This is a genomic window from Variovorax sp. GW460-12-1-14-LB1 (assembly GCF_059423605.1).
Map to the genome: position 1 here is coordinate 1 of NZ_JBWKYF010000066.1, position 18,646 is coordinate 18,646.

General features: G+C 63.8%; 14 protein-coding genes and 1 pseudogene. 4 read left to right on the forward strand and 11 right to left on the reverse strand.

The window, feature by feature from the left end:
• Together AC07Y4_RS25700 and AC07Y4_RS25705 are read left to right on the forward strand one after the other, a co-directional pair.
• A partial coding sequence (locus AC07Y4_RS25700; RefSeq protein WP_495275307.1) for a hypothetical protein occupies window positions 1-209 on the forward strand: 209 nt, incomplete at its 5' end.
• 137 nt (window positions 210-346) lie between these two features.
• The gene (locus AC07Y4_RS25705; RefSeq protein ID WP_064262394.1) at window positions 347-1,948 is read left to right on the forward strand and encodes a phospholipase D family protein; all 1,602 of its coding nucleotides are present in this window, start codon (window positions 347-349) and stop codon (window positions 1,946-1,948) included.
• A gap of 141 nt (window positions 1,949-2,089) precedes the next feature.
• Here AC07Y4_RS25705 and AC07Y4_RS25710 read toward each other — a convergent pair whose 3' ends face one another.
• The 11 genes and pseudogenes from AC07Y4_RS25710 to AC07Y4_RS25760 all read right to left on the reverse strand — a co-directional run bounded on the left by AC07Y4_RS25710 (window position 2,090) and on the right by AC07Y4_RS25760 (window position 15,472).
• Window positions 2,090-2,458: a hypothetical protein gene (locus tag AC07Y4_RS25710; protein WP_235944334.1), complete on the reverse strand. Its 369-nt coding sequence runs from the start codon at window positions 2,456-2,458 to the stop codon at window positions 2,090-2,092.
• Window positions 2,459-2,838: 380 nt separating this feature from the next.
• Window positions 2,839-3,342 carry a hypothetical protein gene (locus AC07Y4_RS25715; protein ID WP_057597850.1) on the reverse strand — a complete coding sequence of 168 codons (504 nt, stop codon included), beginning with the start codon at window positions 3,340-3,342 and terminating at the stop codon, window positions 2,839-2,841.
• A pseudogene (gene tnpC, locus AC07Y4_RS25720) lies at window positions 3,339-4,460 on the reverse strand (IS66 family transposase); the annotation flags it as partial. The gene AC07Y4_RS25715 and the pseudogene tnpC, both read right to left, overlap by 4 nt.
• A 74-nt stretch (window positions 4,461-4,534) precedes the next feature.
• Window positions 4,535-6,013, reverse strand: coding sequence for a group II intron reverse transcriptase/maturase (gene ltrA, locus AC07Y4_RS25725; protein ID WP_495275308.1), 1,479 nt, complete (start codon window positions 6,011-6,013; stop codon window positions 4,535-4,537).
• A gap of 298 nt (window positions 6,014-6,311) precedes the next feature.
• Entirely contained in the window at window positions 6,312-6,962 is a 651-nt protein-coding gene (locus tag AC07Y4_RS25730) for an IS66 family transposase (protein WP_495275309.1), read from the reverse strand.
• 85 nt (window positions 6,963-7,047) lie between these two features.
• Window positions 7,048-7,386 carry an IS66 family insertion sequence element accessory protein TnpB gene (tnpB, locus tag AC07Y4_RS25735; protein WP_057595445.1) on the reverse strand — a complete coding sequence of 113 codons (339 nt, stop codon included), beginning with the start codon at window positions 7,384-7,386 and terminating at the stop codon, window positions 7,048-7,050.
• Window positions 7,383-7,784 (reverse strand): IS66-like element accessory protein TnpA, encoded by a 402-nt coding sequence (tnpA, locus tag AC07Y4_RS25740; RefSeq protein WP_064262393.1) that lies wholly within the window; start codon window positions 7,782-7,784, stop codon window positions 7,383-7,385. The genes tnpB and tnpA overlap by 4 nt, the downstream gene beginning before the upstream one ends.
• A gap of 127 nt (window positions 7,785-7,911) precedes the next feature.
• Window positions 7,912-11,073, reverse strand: coding sequence for an efflux RND transporter permease subunit (locus AC07Y4_RS25745; protein WP_057595443.1), 3,162 nt, complete (start codon window positions 11,071-11,073; stop codon window positions 7,912-7,914).
• Window positions 11,070-12,791, reverse strand: a complete 1,722-nt coding sequence (locus AC07Y4_RS25750; protein ID WP_057595442.1) for an efflux RND transporter periplasmic adaptor subunit — start codon at window positions 12,789-12,791, stop codon at window positions 11,070-11,072. The genes AC07Y4_RS25745 and AC07Y4_RS25750 overlap by 4 nt, the downstream gene beginning before the upstream one ends.
• Complete coding sequence (locus AC07Y4_RS25755; RefSeq protein WP_057595441.1) at window positions 12,788-14,152, reverse strand: TolC family protein; 1,365 nt, start codon at window positions 14,150-14,152, stop codon at window positions 12,788-12,790. The genes AC07Y4_RS25750 and AC07Y4_RS25755 overlap by 4 nt, the downstream gene beginning before the upstream one ends.
• 870 nt (window positions 14,153-15,022) lie before the next feature.
• A complete protein-coding gene (locus AC07Y4_RS25760; protein ID WP_057595439.1) occupies window positions 15,023-15,472 on the reverse strand; it encodes a hypothetical protein in 450 nt (149 codons plus the stop codon).
• Between the two features lie 1,001 nt (window positions 15,473-16,473).
• Here AC07Y4_RS25760 and AC07Y4_RS25765 point away from each other — a divergent pair.
• Both AC07Y4_RS25765 and AC07Y4_RS25770 read left to right on the forward strand, forming a co-directional pair.
• The gene (locus AC07Y4_RS25765) at window positions 16,474-18,273 is read left to right on the forward strand and encodes a copper resistance system multicopper oxidase (RefSeq protein WP_057595438.1); all 1,800 of its coding nucleotides are present in this window, start codon (window positions 16,474-16,476) and stop codon (window positions 18,271-18,273) included.
• Window positions 18,270-18,646 (forward strand): hypothetical protein (locus AC07Y4_RS25770; protein ID WP_495275310.1); only part of this gene is annotated, 377 nt, incomplete at its 3' end. The genes AC07Y4_RS25765 and AC07Y4_RS25770, both read left to right, overlap by 4 nt.

Consider the following 18,646-nt stretch of genomic DNA (forward strand, 5'->3'; position numbering starts at 1 on the left):
GGCCGTCGGTTGATCTCCCTGCCGCCAGTCTAGAAATCCAATCCGTTAATAGCCGCTCGGGCGGATTACAAATGCTTCATTTGCCGTCGTACCTGTGTCTGGAACGATCGAACGGTGGTATCGCTTTTCATGCTTTCAGACGATTGAATGAGCCTATTCGCGCAGCATGGAGCGCACAACGCATCATCACCTTGCTGGGGTCGAAGTGAGAGGAGTCAGCATCCGGAAGAGGTAGCGCGTTTTTTTAGCGAACGCAGCCCGCGTTTGCCGAAACTCAGCTTAAATTGCTCGGCTTGCTCGATAGCCGTGCTCTCCAACCTCACCTGTGCGGCAAAAACCACTCGACATGAAGCAACAGATTTTGAACAGACTGATTCCCCTTTGGCGCATTGCGATGGCGAGCACCTTGCTCGCCTTGTCCGGCTGCCTCGGGTTGCCCCCATCGCCCCCGTCGTCGCCCACTTACACACTTGCCGTCTCGGTAGACGCACCGCTGTCCAAAGTCGTGGAAGATTCACGCGCGGTAGAAGGCAGCAGTGGCTTTCGTTTGCTGCCCTCCGGTCCGGACGCACTGCAGGCGCGCCTCGAACTCGCCCGGATGGCCACGCAGTCGCTGGACCTTCAATACTTCATCTTTCAATCCGACTCCACGGGTCGCGAGATGATGCGGGCCTTGCGAGATGCCGCGGCGCGGGGAGTTCGGGTGCGCCTGTTGATCGACGATCTATACACACAAGGTCAAGACGAACTGCTGGCCTGCCTGGCCGCGCACGAGCGCGTCGAGGTTCGGCTTTTCAACCCGTTCGCGTTGAGGGCTGGCGGCGTGTTCGCTCGATTCGCGGCATCGCCATTCTTCTTTGGGCGCTTGAATCATCGGATGCACAACAAGTTGTTCGTCGCCGATGCAGCCTGGGCGATCACGGGGGGGCGCAACATTGGCGATGAATACTTCACGCGCAATGACGCGGGCAACTTCATCGACCTGGACGTGCTGGCTGCAGGAAAAGTCGTCGGTGACATGTCCCGCCAATTCGACCTCTACTGGAACAGTGCCGCCACTGTGCCAATCGAATACGTCGCCGCACGGTCGGCGCCTGCGTCCGCGCTGCGCGATCGCTTCGAGACGCTGACCCGGTCCGCGTCGGCTCCGGCGCTGGCGCTGGCGGGTGCCGATGTACCTGACGCGCTTGGCCGTTCGCCGGTGGCGACGGAGTTCGCTGCCGGCCGTGTGCATTTGGCGTGGGGCGACGGGGAGTCCTACGCGGACCTGCCTGGCAAGGCGCTTTCCGCATCACAGACCGAAGGAAGACAAGAGCATGGCTCCAACCTCGTGAGGCTCAACGCCTTGGAGCACATCCGTGCCGCATCGGGAGAGATATTGCTTACTTCACCTTATTTCATTCCGGGGCGAGCCGGCGTGGACCTCCTCGCCGAAGCGGCTCGCCGGGGTGTCAAGGTCAGTGTGTTGACCAATTCACTGGCGTCGACCGATCAGCCACTCGTACACGGGGCCTACCGGCGCTATAGACCAGCGCTACTGACGGCGGGTGTTGCACTGTTCGAGTTGAGCCCGCTGCGCGCCGGGCGCGAAGAGCAGCGCAAGCTCTTCGGACTGTCTGTGGGGGGACTACATACCAAATCGCTGGTGATCGACAGAAAGGAGTTGTTCGTAGGTTCGATGAATTTCGACCCCCGCTCCGATCGCATCAACACCGAAAGCGCTCTGGCGATCCATGTTGCGGAAGTTGCCGAAGACGCTGCTCGTCTGGCTGCGTTGTCCAAAATGCAGGCGGCGCATCAACTACGGCTGTCCGAAGGACAGGCGCTCGAATGGATCTCACCGGCCGGCGGCGAGGGGCCCATTCATGCGGACGAACCCGAGTCCGAAATCTGGCAAAAGATCTGGTTGCAGCTCACCAGCGAATTCGCACCGGAAGGCTTGCTGTAGTGCGCTAAATGGTCGGCAATATGCGATTTGAGAAAGATCCCGTTGGGCTGAAACACAAGAAGATGCGTTCGGCTTCGCCCAATAGCGTTTGCTGCGCTTCGGCGCCCGGAAGACGCGGATCTCCGCCGGGCGCTCAAAGCACTACGACGGCACGTTCTTGCACGCCTTCAGCTGTGCTTCGTACTTTGCCTTGCGCCAGCGGTTTTCTCCCGGCGTGGTCAGCGCGCGTGGGCCGTGGTCCAGCGGCAGTACGAGGGGCGGCGGCGGGCAGTTCGGCGAGCCTTTGCCGGAGAGTATGTCGACGCGGCGCTCTGCGGCAGCCACCTGCCGAGCCTTGCGCGCTTTCTCAATGACCTGGAAATCGGGGCCCGCCAGAGAGGGCAAGGCGGCACCTAAAGTCAGGGCGCTGACGAGAATGAGAAACGACTTTTTCATGATGAACTCCTGGAATTGATCGGAAGGAAACAAGCGCGAACCGTGAAGCCCGCTGTCACCGATCAATCCAGCCACCGGCAGTACAGGATGCGCACTGGCAACCGTAGGTGCCGACCTCCAGCGTCAAAGTATTCTCCGTTCGGCACCGGCACCACATGCACCGGCCATGCCGTGGCCTCATGTTCGCGGCATTCACCGCCGACCTCGTGCGGTGATGGCGCCGGGGCGCTGTAGCACAGCGCGCAGGGCATGGCATCCATGACCACTGGCATTGGCGCCACGTCTATGGTTGCGAACGCGGCAGGCCCCGTCGCGACCGAAGTGACTGCGCGCACCGACCGCCCCTCTTCCGGAAACACGGGCGCCGACGCCTGCGCTGCTGTACCGAACAAGGCCAAGAACAGGCATAGGAGCGTGAGCGTCCAGTCCCCCCATCTTGACCGACCCCACGCGGGTCACTTGGACTGCAACTGCGCTCCGACGTAGGCAACGCACTCCACGAGGTTGAGAGCGGCCAGCAGCAAGAACTTCTCGGCATCAGTTCGCACGCGCAGCAGGTCGTGCTGGCCAAGGTGGCCATACACAAACGCCAGCAGGTAGCGCTCGGGGTGGTCGACGCAGAACTTCGTGATCATCTGCGCGACGAGGTCTGGCGGCACGCCCTCGGTGAACTTCATCGTCGCCGTCAGCCGCTGCAAACAGGTTTCCTGGACGTCTTCAGAGATCGTTGGCAAGGCGTGCCCGCAGTGCTTCATGGCCTGGAAGGCGACCAGCAGAACGTGGATCGGCACCTCAAGCTGCACCATGTCGACCCCGTAGCGAGGCAACACGAGGATGGAGGCCAGCAGGTTCGGCTGCTGGACGTAGATTTCGTCAGCCAGTTCAACCTTCTGCTGCGCGCTCATGCGATCGACGTCGATGTTCGCCCGGACCATCACGGCCTGCGTGAGCAAGGTCATGGTGCCGCGTCCGACGCGGGCTGCCATCGGTGCGGCAGCAAGTCATCGATTTGGCTGCTGCGTTGCGTCGGCAGGCGCTGCAGCACGTCGCGCAGGTAGGCCCAGGGGTCGTGGCCGTTCAGGCGCCCCGACTGCACCAGGCTCATCACGATGGCCGCGCGCTGGCCAGCCAGTTCACTGCCCACGAACATCCATGCCTTGCGGCCCATCGCCCAGGGTTTGATCTGACGCTCGAGGTGGTTGTTGTCGATGGCGACCGCGCCGTCGTCCAGGTGCCGCGTCAGCGCGGCCCAGTGCCCCAGCGCGTAGTCGATGGCCTTGGCCGTCGGGCCGCCGTCGGCCACCAGCCGGCGCTCCAGTTGTAGCCAGTGCTTGAGCTCTTCCCATAGCGGCTTGGCGAGCTGCTGGCGTTGCGCCCGGCGCTCGTCATCGCTGAGCTCTTTGAGCTGTGCCTCGACCCCGTAGATGCGCGCGAAGCGACGCACCGCCTCCAGGCCCACCACGCTGGTGCCGTTGTGCGTCAGCTCTTCGAAGTTGCGGCGCGCGTGCGCGGCGCAGGCGGCGCCCAAGCGGTCCGGATACAGCCGCGGATCGACCACGGTCTCGTAGGCACTGTAGCGGTCGGTCAGCAACGTGCCCGACCATCGCCTGCCGTGTCTATCCTGGCCTCCCAGGAATGCCAACGGGTACTGCGCCCCGCGTCCCGGGCAGAACTCGTAAATCACACCAGGCACCTTGTCGTGCCAGCTTCTGGCGTAGGCCCAGACGTAGGCTCGGCGCGTCTTGCCCGCGCCCGGGTCGAGCAAGGCCACTGGCGTCTCGTCGGCGTGCAGCACCGCGCAACTGAGGATGAAGCGCCTGTGCGCCTCGTACAGCGGCTCCAGCGCTGCACCTGCCTGGCCGGTGATTGACGCCAGCGTGGAGCGCGGTGTGTGCACGCCGCTGCGGGCGTTGATGGTCGCTTGCCGGTAGTACGGCATGTGGTCCACGAAGCGGCTGATCAGCGTGTGCGCGACGAAGCCGCTGGCAGCGATACCGCCTTCGATGACCTCCGCGACGCTGGGCGCCTGGCGCAGCACCTGGCAGCAGCGGCAGGCCCACTTGCCATAGATGTGGCGGATCGCGGTAGGGACGCCCATTGCTGGGCGCCCCCCGCACAGATCCGTACTTGCCCAATTCAGGCATACGGCTCCTACCTTGGGTGTTTGACGGCGAAGCGTTGGTCCGGCCATGGATGAAGGATTCGGGGTGGCGGCAGCCAGTATGCAGCGATCTCCGCCATCCGCTCCCAGGTCCGCTTGTCTTTCTGGCTGCGCCGCCTGAGCGTGCGTCGCCATAAGTCCGTGACGTGGTGACGGAAGGCCCCGAGCGCCCGACTGTTCATGGGCACTGCGTGGTACGCGAAGTAGCCCGTGACCACCGCCTTCAGCCATCTGCCCTGTTCGGGGATGGCGTCGTGCATGCGGGCCCGAAGCTGCACCTTGATCTCCTTAAGTCTCGCCCTCATACGGTCGCCGCATGTTTTGCGCTGGAGCAGGAATGCTCCGCGCCGCGACTTCCCGCAGATGAACGTGAACCCGAGGAACTTGAAGGTTTCTGGTTTGCCCAACCCGCGCCGCTTTCGTCGGTCCGCCGCGAAGCGGCCGAACTCCAGCAGGCGGGTCTTCTCCCCGTGAAGCTCGAGCGAGAACTGCTCGAACCTCGTTCGCATCGCGTCCCAGAAGCGCCTCGCTTCGGCTTCATGCTCGAAGCCAACCACGATGTCGTCGGCGTAGCGCACGACGATCACGTTGCCGGTGGCTTCGCGCCGCCGCCATTGTTTGGCCCAGAGATCGAAGACGTAGTGCAGGTAGACGTTCGCGAGCAGCGGCGAGACCACTGCCCCCTGAGGTGTCCCCATCTCACTGACGCTCCACTTCCCGTCTTCCAGGACGCCAGCCTTGAGCCATTTGCGCACAAGGCGGATGATGCGCTCGTCGCCGATCCGATGCTCCAGGAATCGGATCAGCCATTCCTGGCTGACCGAATCGAAGAAGCCCCGGATGTCGGCGTCAAGTATCCAGTTCACCCGGGTATCGCCGATTGCCACCGACAGTGCGTCCAACGCGTCATGCTGGCTACGTCCAGGCCGGAACCCGTACGAGAAGCCGAGGAAGTCTTCCTCATAGATCGCGTTGAGCACTGCGACGACCGCGCGCTGGACGATCTTGTCTTCCAGCGCGGCGATTCCCAGGGGGCGCTGTTTGCCGTCCGGCTTCGGTATGAACTGCCGCCGGACGGGCAGTGCCCGGTAGCTGCCGCTGTGGACCCTCGTATGCAGCTTCTGGAGATTACCCTCCAGGCCCGCCTCGTAGTCCTTCCACGCCACGCCATCCACTCCGGGTGCGGCACGGCGCTTGAGCGCCAGGAACGCATCCCCGAGCAGGTCGATCGTTACATGGTGCAGCAGCGCGGTGAACTTGCTCTTCTTCCGCTGCCTCGCAGCTTGTCGTACACGGTCCAGCCCCTGTGACACGCTACCGCGGCTCTGAGTCCGTCGCGTGTGCGGTTGGCCCGTGTTCCCCTCGGTCCCCGCCCTTGGCTCCACCCACTCCGCAGCCGGTCGCCCGGCCTTGTTCGCAGGCTTCATCGCTACTATGGCGGAGTCTGACTTCTCGGGTCCGTTCATCATCGGCTACGGCTCCTCGCCTTCCCGATGCGGGCCAGCCCATGAGGCGGCTGGTCAGACCCGAGATCTCCCGGTTCCCTTGCAAGGAGCGTGCGCACATGCCAGGTTCTCCGACCACGCCGGGTCGTCCAGGCGCTTGCGATGGCGCGCCCAGACGTATGGCCTTCCGCGCGTACAACCGCGTCGGCACCCGGGATAAATTCTCTATCGTGGCTCAATGGCTGGCCTATGCGTACCCCTGTCAACGCTTCGCATCCCACCTCACGGTGTGACACGCATGACTCGGGGACAGCATGAATCGCTACTTCTTTGCTGTCAGGGACTTGCACCCTTTACTCCTTGCCGGTCTCCCGGCGCACTGCACGAAGAACTCGGCCGGCACGATGTCCAGGCGCTCGCTGACCTCCTGGCCGATGCGCGTCATCGGGCGCCCGCAGCCGGGCTCCAGGCAGTCGGTGCGCTCGGGCTCGTGGTGGTGTTCGACACGGCGCAAGTGATCGGGGAACGGGTTGCGGCGCGGCCGGCGCGAGGGCGCCTTGGTCGTTGTGTCCGAGGCTGCTGCGGCGGCCGCAGCCGCGGCGGCTTCACGCCGAAGCCGCTCGATCTGCTCGCGCAGGCCCGCCTCGTCCTCGGCCAGCGTCTCCTCGAACAAGCGGCGCTGCTCGGCATTCATGGCCTCGGACTTGGCGCCGAACTTCCAGCGCTTGAGCCTGGCCAGCTCGAAGGTGATCTTCTCGATCTTGGCCTCGCGCAGTGCGATCTCGCGGTCCTTGCGCTGCAGCAGCGCGTCGCGCTCGGCAAGCGCCTGGTCGCGTTGCGCAAGGACACGGCCATGCTCGGCCAGCTGCTGTTCCTGGTCTTGCAGCCGCCGGAGCAGTTGAGCAACCAGCGCAGCTGTCTCGGCGGACAGTCCCGAAGGATTCGCTGCAGGAAGATCACGCGCACCAAGCATGCGTTGAATGATGCCAGTGCACGGCAATGCCAACCTCGGCACATCCACTGTCAACGCATGGGCAGATGGCGTTGGCGCCGGCTCCTCAGGCTCGCGTGATGACGCTCAGCTCGGGAAGCCGCTGCCACGGCAGGCCCAGGACCAAGGCGTCGAACTGCGAAGGTGTGAGCGACAGCAAGGGCGTCGCGTCGCTAGTGCCCGGCCAGACGAAGCGCCCCGCGTTGAGTCGGCGCGCCGCGCACCACACGCCGAAGCCGTCGTGCACCAGCAGCTTGACACGCGTGCCGCGGGCGTTCGCGAACAGGTAGCCATGGTGCGCCTGCGCTGCGCCGAAGACTTGCACAACGCGCGCCAACAGGCGCTCGGCGCCGGCGCGCATGTCGACGGGGTCGGCGGCCAGCCACATCGCGTCGATGCGGATCATCGAAGCAGCTCGCGCATCCAGACCGCGCACTCGCTGGCGGCGCTCGCCGGCCAGGTCACGGTGACCGCCATCGGCCCACGCCGCAGCTCGATGCGAACGTCCGGGACATGAGCCGGCTGGACTGGTGGCGGCAAGCTGACCGGGACGAACAATGTCTTGGCTTCTTGCGCCTTGGGGCCCTCGGCGGTGATCGCGCTGACGACGGTGGTTCCCGACTCCATCTCTGCGTCGCGAACCCATCGGCGCAGCAGATTCGCGTTGACGCCTTGGGCCATCGCCACGGCCGCCATCGACATGCCCGGCTGCATGCAGCTGGCCACTGCGTTTGCCTTGAATTCGTCGCTGTGAATGCGACGTCGCCGGCGTGTGCCGGCTTGTTGATCGGGGATAGTGCTCACGTGTCCACCAAGAGTTGTTGATGGGGACTAGGCTCCTATGCTCCGAGCAGGCTTTCAAGATGGTTGGACTGGACGATCACATAGGAGCAGCGCGGCGCCGAAAGGAGCCAGCCGTCGTTGTGGGCGATCAGGCTGGGCCATGGCCTTTTCTCCAGAGCGCACGGCGAGGTTCGCGCGGCCGACGCATCAGCAGGTAGGCCGCCGGGATCACGAACATCGACAGCAACGGGGCCGTGATCATCCCGCCCACCATCGGCGCCGCGATACGCTGCATCACCTCGGAGCCGGTCCCCGTTCCCCACATGATCGGAAACAGGCCCGCCAGGATGACCGCCACGGTCATCGCCTTCGGGCGCACGCGCAGCACCGCGCCTTCGCGGATCGCGTCGAGCAGGTCAGCCGTGCTCGTCTTGCCCTCGTCGACCCGTTCATCCCAGGCGTGCTTCAGGTACAGCAGCATGATCACGCCGAACTCCGCGGACACACCGGCCAACGCGATGAACCCGACCGCTCCCGCGACGGACAGGTTGTAGCTCAGCAGGTAGAGCAGCCAGATACCACCGACCAGGGCGAACGGCAGCGCGGCCATGATCAGTAGCGCTTCGTCCATGCGCTTGAAGGTCAGGTACAGCAGCACGAAGATGATCAGTAGCGTGAACGGCACCACCACCTTCAGCTTCGCCGTGGCACGCTCCAGGAATTCGAACTGGCCGGACCATGACACCGCATAGCCCGGCGGCAGCTTCACCTCTTTCGCAACGACGCGCTGCATATCCTGTACCGCCGAGCGCAGGTCCCGCCCCCGAATGTCCACGTAGACCCAGCCTGACAGCCGAGCGTTCTCGCTGCGCAGCATCGGCGGCCCGTCGGTGACACGGATGTCCGCCACGTCCGAGAGCACCAACCGCGCGCCGCGCTCGGTGACGATCGGCAGGGAGCGCAACTGCTCCAGGGAGCCACGGATCTCGCGCGGGTAGCGCACGTTGATCGGGAAGCGCTGCAGTCCCTCGACCGTCTCGCCGATGTTCTCGCCGCCCACCGCCGAGGCGATGACCGATTGCACATCGGCGATGTTCATGCCGAACCGCGGTGTCTCGTCGCGCTTGATGTTCACGTCCACGTACCGGCCGCCCGTGAGCCGTTCGGCCAAGGCGCTCGACACACCCGGCACGTCCTTGAGCACGCGCTCGATCTCACCGGTGATGCGGTCGATGGTGGCCAGGTCGGTGCCCGCCACCTTCACGCCCACCGGGCTCTTGATCCCGGTGGCCAGCATGTCGATGCGATTGCGGATCGGTGGCACCCAGATGTTGGTCAAGCCGGGCACCTTGACGATGCGGTCGAGCTCCTCGACCAGCTTGTCCTGCGTCATGCCGGTACGCCACTGGTCCTGCGGCTTGAACTGAATAGTGGTCTCGAACATTTCCATCGGCGCCGGATCGGTTGCTGACTCGGCGCGCCCGGCTTTGCCGTAGACGCTCGCCACTTCGGGAACCGTCTTGATCAGCCGATCGGTCTGCTGCAGCAACTCGCCGGCCTTGCCCGCCGACAGGCCCGGCAGTGCCGATGGCATGTAAAGCAGATCACCCTCGTCCAGGCGCGGCATGAATTCGCCCCCGATGTGCTGCAGCGGCCAAAGGCTCAACACCAGCACGACCGCGGCGCCCGCCAGCGTCAGTTTGGGCCAGCGCAGCACCGCATTGAGCAAAGGTTGATAGACCGCGATGAGGAGCCGGTTCAACGGGTTGGTCTTTTCGTCAGGAATCTTGCCGCGGATCAGGTAGCCCATCAGCACCGGAATCAATGTCACCGAGAGTCCCGCTGCGGCGGCCATCGCATAGGTCTTGGTGAAGGCCAGCGGCGAGAACATGCGTCCTTCCTGGGCCTCCAACGTGAAGACCGGGATGAACGACAGGGTGATGATGAGCAGCGAGAAGAACAGCGCAGGCCCAACTTCTGCGGCCGAGTCCGCGATCACGCGCCAGTGGGTCTCCCCGCGCAGCGTCTGGTCCGGGTGATCGTGCTTCCACTTCTCAATGTGCTTGTGGGCGTTCTCGATCATCACCACCGCGGCATCCACCATCGCGCCGATGGCGATGGCAATGCCACCGAGCGACATGATGTTGGCATTGACGCCCTGGTAGCGCATCACGATGAAGGCCGCCAAGATGCCGATCGGCAGCGAGACGATCGCGACGAATGCGGAACGCAGGTGGAACAGGAAGATGAAGCACACCACCGCAACGACGATGAATTCCTCGAGCAGCTTGAAGCCCAGATTGCGCACCGCTCGCTCGATCAGGTTGGACCGGTCGTAGGTCGGCACGATCTCCACGCCTTGGGGCAAGCTGGCCTGCAGGGTCTGGAGCTTTTCCTTGACGGCGGTGATGGTCTCCAGCGCATTCTTGCCCGAGCGCATCACGATCACGCCGCCGACGGCTTCGCCTTCACCGTCGAGCTCGCCGATGCCGCGACGCATCTCGGGCCCGATCTGGATGCGCGCGACGTCACCCAGGCGCACCGACACGCCCGCGTCGGTCGTCATCAGCGGAATCTTGCGGAAGTCCTCCAAGCCCTGGAGGTAGCCCGACGCGCGTACCATGTATTCCGCCTCACCCAACTCGAGCACCGAGCCACCGGTTTCCTGGTTGGCTTTCTGGATCGCCTCCACCGCCTTGGTGTGCGGGATCCGGTAGGCGGCGAGTTTCTCGGGATCGAGCACGACCTGGTACTGGCGCACCATGCCACCGATGGAAGCGACCTCGGCCACATTAGGCACGGTCTTGAGTTCATACTTGAGGAACCAGTCCTGCAAGGCACGCAACTGCGAGGTGTCCTGTGTACCGCCGCGGTCGACCAGCGCGTACTGGTAGATCCATCCCACGCCGGTGGCGTCGGGGCCGAGCGAAGCCTTGGCAGCCGCGGGCAGGCGTGACTGCACCTGGTTCAGGTATTCCAGCACCCGCGAGCGCGCCCAGTAGAGATCGGTGCCGTCCTCGAACAGCACATAGACGAACGAGTCCCCGAAGAAGGAATAGCCGCGGACCGTCTTCGCGCCCGGCACCGACAGCATGGTGGTGGTCAGCGGGTAGGTGATCTGGTTCTCGACAATGCGCGGTGCCTGGCCCGGATAGGTGGTGCGGATGATTACCTGGACGTCGGAGAGATCCGGTAGCGCGTCGAGCGGGGTACGCATCACTGAATACACGCCCCAGGCGCTGATCATCAGCGTCGCCAGCAGTACCAGGAAGCGGTTGGCGATGGACCACCGAATGAGTTTGGCGATCATGGCTTGCTTCCCGGGGTTGCGGGCGCAGCTGGAGTTGCGACTGGAGGAGCCTTGGGGTCCGCAGCGGCGCTTGCCGTAGAACCCACCGCCATGGGCGTCACCCGGGTGAGTTGCGGCAGATCGTCCGCGTCGATGAAGAACTCGAAGCTCGCGCGGTCGCCGGGCTTCAGGTTGCCCGGCGTGCCGCCGGGCGGCAACTTGAACTCCATGGTCATTGCGCCCCACTTCATCGTCGGAATTGGTCCGTGCGAGAAGGTCATCGCGTCCTTTGTGATGCTTTCCACCTTGCCTTCGCCCACGTGCCTCGCGGTCCCGGCAGCAGGTGCGGAAGGGATGGGCGCGGCAGGCGTTGTTGCGGCGGGCGCGGCGTTCAGGCGCGCCTCGACACCTTTGAGGCTGGCTTCCGAGTCAATCAAGAACTGAGAGGACACCACGACACGCTGACCAGCCTGCAGCCCGCGCTTGATCTCGGTCTGGCCGCCGCTCTCCAGTCCGATCTCGACCTCGACCGGCCGGAACCGACCGTTGTCCTCCGCCAGCATGATCACCGAGCGCTTGCCCGTCTGGATGACGGCCTCGGTCGGGATCAGCAACGCCTTATCGGCGCGCGTATCCGTGAAGTTCATCGAGACGAACATGCCAGGCACCAGCCTGCCGGTCGGATTCGCCAGTTCCATGCGTGCCTTGAGGGTGCGCGTCGCCGGATTCACATCAGGAAGAATGGCTTGCACCCTTCCATCGAAGGTCTCGCCGGGCGCGGCGGGCGTTCTGGCCTGCACCCTGGCGCCCAATCGAACCAGCGCCGCCTGGCTCTCGGGGACTTCGGCGTTGGCCCAGACGGTGGCCAGGCCGTTGATGCGAAACAGCGTAGTGCCGGCGCTCACCGTCATGCCTTCGCGCGCGGCGAGTTCAGTGACGACGCCACCGATTGGCGCGGCCAGCGTGATGCGAGGCTGGGTGCGGCCGCTGCGTGCGACGAGTTCGATCTGCCCATCGCTCATGCCGACCTGGCGCATGCGTTGACGCGCGCCGTCGACCAGTGGGGCCAGGTCGGTGCCGCGCATGCGTTGCACCGACAGGAACTCCTCCTGTGCTGCGATCCATTCCGGGACGTAGAGCTCGGCCAGGGCCTGGCCTTTTTTCACCTGATCGAGCGTTGCGCGCACGTTCAGGCGTTCGACGTAGCCGGTCGCCCGGGCCTGCACGATGACCTGGTCGCGCTCGTTGAAGGCGATGCTGCCGACCGTGGCCACCTGCGGCGACACGGTGCCCTCGGACACAAGAGCGGTTCGTACGCCCAGATTCTGCTGGACCCGTGCACTCACCGTCACGCTGTTCTGGTCGCCGTCACCGCCTGCGTAGACAGGCGACATCATCATGTCCATAAAGGGCGACTTCGCCGGCTTGTCGAACTTGTTCCCCGGCACCATGGGGTCGTGGTAGTAGAGGATCTTCTTGCCGTTGGCCGGATCGGTGTCGCCGGCCTTCAGTCCTGCTGCGATGTGGCGCCGGGTGGCATCCTCACCGGTCTCGTTGGGGGAAGCTGGCGATGCCATCGGGGCGCTCGCCGTGGGCATGGACGCCACCGGGCTCCCGTCGGCGGAGGGTGACGCGGCCATGCTCCTGCCGCGCTGCAAGCCGAAGGTGTACGCGCCAAGGGCGGCCGCAGCAAGGACCGCCGCGGCGATCAATCCAAGGAAAAAGGGTTTGGTTTTCATTGTTGAGGCTCCTTGGCGTCCACCGTCGTTGTCGTCGCACTGGCAGCAAGTGGCAGGTGACCACCGGGAATCAGAAATTCGAGCTGAGCCCATAGGCCGGCGGTTTCCATTTCGAGGCGCAGGCGTTCCATGCGCGTGTCGATCTCCATGCGTCGCGCCTCGAGCGCGGCGCTCAGGGTTCCTGCGCCGCCGCGGTAGGCGGCCAGTACTGCCTGCGTGCGTTCGGAGGCGAGCGGAATCAGCGAGCTGTCATACAACGCCAGCCGCTTGCGGTTGCTCTGCCACTGCTGCAGCAGAGAGAGTGCTTCGGCGGCGCTTTCGCGGGTGGCCTCTTCCCGCTGGGCCTGCATCTGCTCGGCCGTCGCGAGCTTGCCTGCGAGCTCCCGGTCCTGGCGATTCTTCTGGTCGAGCTGCAGTGGGATCGACACGTTGAGCGACACCATGTTCGAGTAGGCTGGGCCACGTTGGCTGTACATCAGCTCGACGGTCCAATCGGAGCGCTTGTTGCTCTGCGCGATGTCGGCCTCCGCGCGCGCTACGGCTTCCTGCCGTGCCATCAGCGCGATCTGGGGATGCTCACCGATGTGAGCCTCCAGATTGCGGGCGTCCAGGCGAACGGAGCCCAGATCCGGGAGCACTGTCGAGGGCTGGGGTGTGCCCGGCCCAACCCAGCGCGCCAGGCGCGTTTGAGCCGTGGCAATTTGACGCTCCTGCGCAAGGATTCGATCGTCCAGTTGCGCCAATGCGGAGCGCGCAGTGAACACATCGGCCTGCGTGCCACGACCGCCACGGTAGGCAGCGTCGGCGCCCTCGATCTGCAGGTTCAGCTCGGCACGTTGCGTTTGCAGCAGGTCTCGCATCCGACCCTGGTAGTAGCGATCGAGCCAGGCGGTCGCGGTGTCGCGCCGCAGGTTGGCCAAGGCCACGGCGCGACCCGCTTCGGCGACCTCGACTTCACGGTCAAAGCGCGCCGCGCGAGCCTGGCGCTTGTCGGAGCGGGTGAACTCCTGCATCACCCCGATCGAGCGCATCGTCATGAAATCGCGCGTGAGACTGAACCGGTCGCTGCCGTTGACCGGCAGGTTGCTGATGCCGGCCTTGAGCACCGGGTCGGGGAGTTGCCCCGCGGCCATGGCCATCGAGCGTGCGGCGCCGGCGGCCGCGTCCTGCGCAACGAGTTGGCGCGAGCGCTCCTCGGCGAGCCGCAGCGCTGTGTCGAGAGAGAGCGTCTGCTGCGCATGAGCGCTCGGGCCGATGGCGCTCGCGCAGAGCGTCAACGCGACGACCCAAAGGCTGGCGGGGCGAAAGGGTTGGCGCGCGGGTCGCACGATCAGCGCAGCCGGAAAAAAAATACGGAACATGGAATCTCCTGACGAACCTGCGGGTAGGTTGTCGGGCCACGCCGGCTCGGCCGAGCACAACCCGACGGACACGGCAAGGCACGACCGACGCGCCGCATCGACCCACAACAGGCCGGCGGCGCAAGGTCGGAGGCGATCAAGTTCGGTAAACGCAGTGCAGGATGGCGTGCGGCGGCGATGCCGCAACCAATGCACTCAGGGAGGCCGCTGCAGGGCGCACAGGGGGCGCTGTCTCAGGCGCCCAGGGGGTCATCGGGTAAAGCGTTGACAGCAAAACCGCGGGGACCGACACCGTGGACGAATGGTCGCTTTGCTGCCCGTACTTGCAGTGCTCAGCACACAGGTTGCTGGAGCCCGAGTCCGTCGCTCCGACCATGTCAGCACAAGGCGACACTTGCATGGCGAAGCCGCGGGCGTCCTCCTGTGCAATAGCAGCATCCTGCGCCATCGGGACGAACATCGCGGGGGACGAGTCACCAGCCAAACTCGCGGAGAGCGCTGGGCAGGCGTAAGCGGCGATCGCCAGCTGCGAAAAAAACAGCAACCCGATCAGGCCGCGGGCCACCATCCTCACAAGCGCGCGCGTCATCGCAGCGCCCCCGGCGACGCCAGCACACGCGCACGCCCAGCGCAGGATGCGTTGGCGAGCCGAGTGTGGAGGGTTGCGTTGATGGCCATTAAAAGAACGCGAGAAACGCTGCCAATGAAGTCAATGCTTGCGAAGCGGTCCCACGAATTCTAGGCTTTTGCATGGAAAAAGGGGGAAACCGTGGCGGCATGCACGGCTTGCGGTTGGCACGAACGTCGTTGTCGACGCTCAACTCTCTGGCAGCACGTCGCTCGCGGTATCGGACTGCCCCCCCCCAAAGATCAGCGGCGAACCGTCGCCGGGGCGTCCGGCATTTGGCCCTGTTGGGTAAGGCGCTCCACCGGCGTGCCGAACTCCGGCTGCTCACCGCGCAGGCGTGCGTATGCGGCAGCGGCTTGCCGGTAGGCGGGGCGAGCTGTGTCCGCACCCGCTTCGCCGCTCATGGCCGCAGCCAGACCCGAACGCATCCAGGCCAGCGTGTCCGCCTGGACCACCGCACGGCTATTGGCCGACACGCTCACGACGGCACGCGGGTTGCCCTCCGGGTAGCCCTGATCGGCCGCGCTTTGCAACCAGCGCTGGGTATCCGAGGCCACTGCGGCGCGGCTGGTGCTCGATGCCAGCGGTGCGGGACGAGGGTCGCCTTCGGCATAGTTGCCGGCCAGTACGGGGCCAGCGACGGCACCAAGCAGTGCGGCCAGCACCAGAGAGGTCTTGAGGGAAGTCTTCATGTTCGATCCTTTGGCAATCAGAGGGTTGGCAATGCGGAAATGAACAATTACTTGATTGATCTCTTTCCGATGCATCAACTTTAGGCTACGGATCTGCGAGTTACCGCACATGCAGATTACAGTTATGTCATCAGCAAGGGCGCTCGACCGCGTTGCTCTACATGCGTCAGGCGGACACCGGGACATAGGCTTCTCGACCTGCAAACACCAACGTCGAACTCGGCTGATCCGACGATCGAATCAGCAATTCTCCGACAGACGGCACTCGCCAGTTGCCAATCATCAGACTAAAATCTGGTCAACTGCATGATCGAACCCTAGGGTCGCTGCTGCATGTCCTGCTTTCGAGCTTTGCTCTTTTGGGCGCTCATACTGGCCGTCCCTTTTCAGGGAAGCACGGCAACGTCTATGGCTTTTTGTGAGACCGAGCATGCCAAGGCCGCAACGGCAACTCGAGCAGATCCGCACCGGTACTCACGCGCTGTCGTGCCTGACACAACACCATTCAATGCCGTGGACGATGAAGTCACCGCGCACCATGATAACTACTCAAGCAGTGCGTACAAAAGCGGGACCTGCGGCGCATGCCACGCGGTGCCTTTGATACTGGATGCCCCTATCGTCCGTGCTCAGTATCTTCCGACAGCGGACCTGGCAGAGCCCCGAACTCTGCCAACAAGTTTCGCCCCCTCCTCGAGCGCCCGCCCCAGGTCGTAGGCACCGGCTCGACCCTACGGCCAGTCCGAACACTTACCATCGCAGGCAATTGCCTCCCGTCTCGTGCGACCGCGACCCATTCCGCCCATAAACCTCGAGGATCACATGCGCCATCCATCAACTCTGTTCAAGAGCCATTCCGCGTGCGGGCTTACCCCTTCTTCCGGTAGTCGCGCCCGCTGTATTGCTGTAACGCTGTCCCACTGTTGGCGTCAATCAGCTACAAAGAACGGCCCCATCGACCCCGCTCGAGCGCGCCCCTCAAATATGAAAGGGGGCCAACCGTGAAGCCGCCGCCGAACGGCGTCGACCGCCGCAAATTTGTGGTGAGGTTGAGTTCTGCCGGCGCGATAGGTGGGCTAACGTTGCCTTCTTCGCGGACCTGGGCGGCCACGGCTGAACCCGAACGCGCGGAACTACGCGGGAAAGAGTTCGATCTCGAAATCGCAGAAACACCCGTCAATCTCACAGGCCAGCCTCGCATCGCAACGACGGTCAACGGCCAAATTCCCGCGCCAACACTCAGATGGCGCGAGGGTGACACAGTTACGCTGCGCGTGACCAATCGACTTCCAGTGGCCAGTTCGATTCACTGGCATGGGATCTTGTTGCCCGCAGACATGGATGGTGTGCCAGGGCTGAGCTTCAACGGAATTGCGCCGGGGGAAACATTCGTCTATCGCTTCCCGGTCAAGCAGACCGGCACCTACTGGTATCACAGCCATTCCCGATTTCAGGAACAAACGGGGCTGTATGGCCCCATCGTGATCGACGCCGCCGACGGCCCTCGCTTCAAAGCCGACCGCGAACACGTGATCCTGCTTTCCGACTGGACGGATGGTGTACCAGAGGAGCTATTCAGGAAGTTGAAGATCATGAGCGGGTATTTCAACTTCAATCAGCCAACACTCGGTGATTTCAAAAGGGACATTGCCGAAATGGGCCTCCAAGGGGCACTCGAGAAGCGAAAGATGTGGAATCGCATGCGCATGGTCCCGACCGACCTCGGCGATCTGACCGGCACCGCTGAACTGCGCAACGCCGCGCGATATCTGATCAATGGCAGGAGCGCCGATCACAATTGGACCGGCATATTCCAACCCCGCGAGAAAGTACGGCTTCGGTTGATCAACGGTTCAGCCACCACGATCTTTGACGTCCGCATACCGGGCCTGAAGATGTCTGTCATCGCTGCGGACGGTCAAGACGTCCATCCGGTGACGGTGGATGAAATCCGGATCTCCGTTGCCGAAACTTATGATGTGCTCATCGAGCCGACCGACGACAGGGCGTACACCCTCTTTGCGCAGTCGATCGACCGCACCAATTTCGTTCGCGGCACGCTTGCACCTCGCGCCGGCATGCAGGCTCCCGTCCCTGAGCTAGACAAACCTCACTGGTTGACGATGACCGACATGATGGGCGCCATGGGATCGATGGGGACCATGGAAGCAACCAAGGGTACGGGCGGGATGCAAGAGATGGGGAACATGCAAGGCATGGACCACTCGAGCATGGCGAAAATGAGCGCAGGAGGTGGAAAGCAGTCCCCAATGAAGCCTCCCCGTGTTCGCCACGCCCGCACAGAGTACGGCCCCGGCGTGGACATGCACGTCGACATGCCGCGCATGAATCTCGATGACCCGGGCATCAATCTTCGCGACAACGGCAGGCGAGTCCTGACCTATGCCGATCTCCACACGATCGGAGGTTCGATCGACAACAGGGACCCCGGTCGCGATGTCGAACTCCACCTCACCGGCAACATGGAGCGGTTCATGTGGTCCTTCGACGGGCAGAAATTTTCTGAATCGAAGCCCGTGCATTTCCGCTTTGGCGAACGCCTTCGATTGGTGCTTGTCAACGACACGATGATGAATCACCCGATCCACTTGCACGGAATGTGGGGAGAACTGGAGTCTCCCGAAGGCGAGTTCCTGGTTCGCAAGCACACGATCAATGTGCAACCAGCGCAGCGAGTGGCCTATCGCGTGACGGCCGATGCAATCGGTCGTTGGGCCTATCACTGTCACTTGCTGTACCACATGGAAGCAGGCATGTTTCGAGAGGTGCATGTGTCATGAACAAGAGTCAGCTTAAGTTTACGCGTAGCGGAATAGCCGTCGTGCTTGGATCACTGTCGGTCTGTTTCGCCGGGCTCGCGATCGCCCAAGATGGCGGTGTGAAACGCATGGACGACATGACCGGCATGGAGGGGATGGACATGTCTGGCCCAGGCTCGAAAGAACGTGTGCCAGCCAAGCCTGCACCAACGAAATCCTTGATCGAGCAGAAGAAAAGAAAGACGCCGCCCGCCACCCCGCCGATGCAACACGGACAAATGAAGGGCATGCCCGGCATGAAGGGTGGCAGCTCGGACATGAAGGGCATGCCCGGCATGAAGGGTGGCAGCTCGGACATGAAGGGCATGCCCGGCATGAAGGGTGGCAGCTCGGA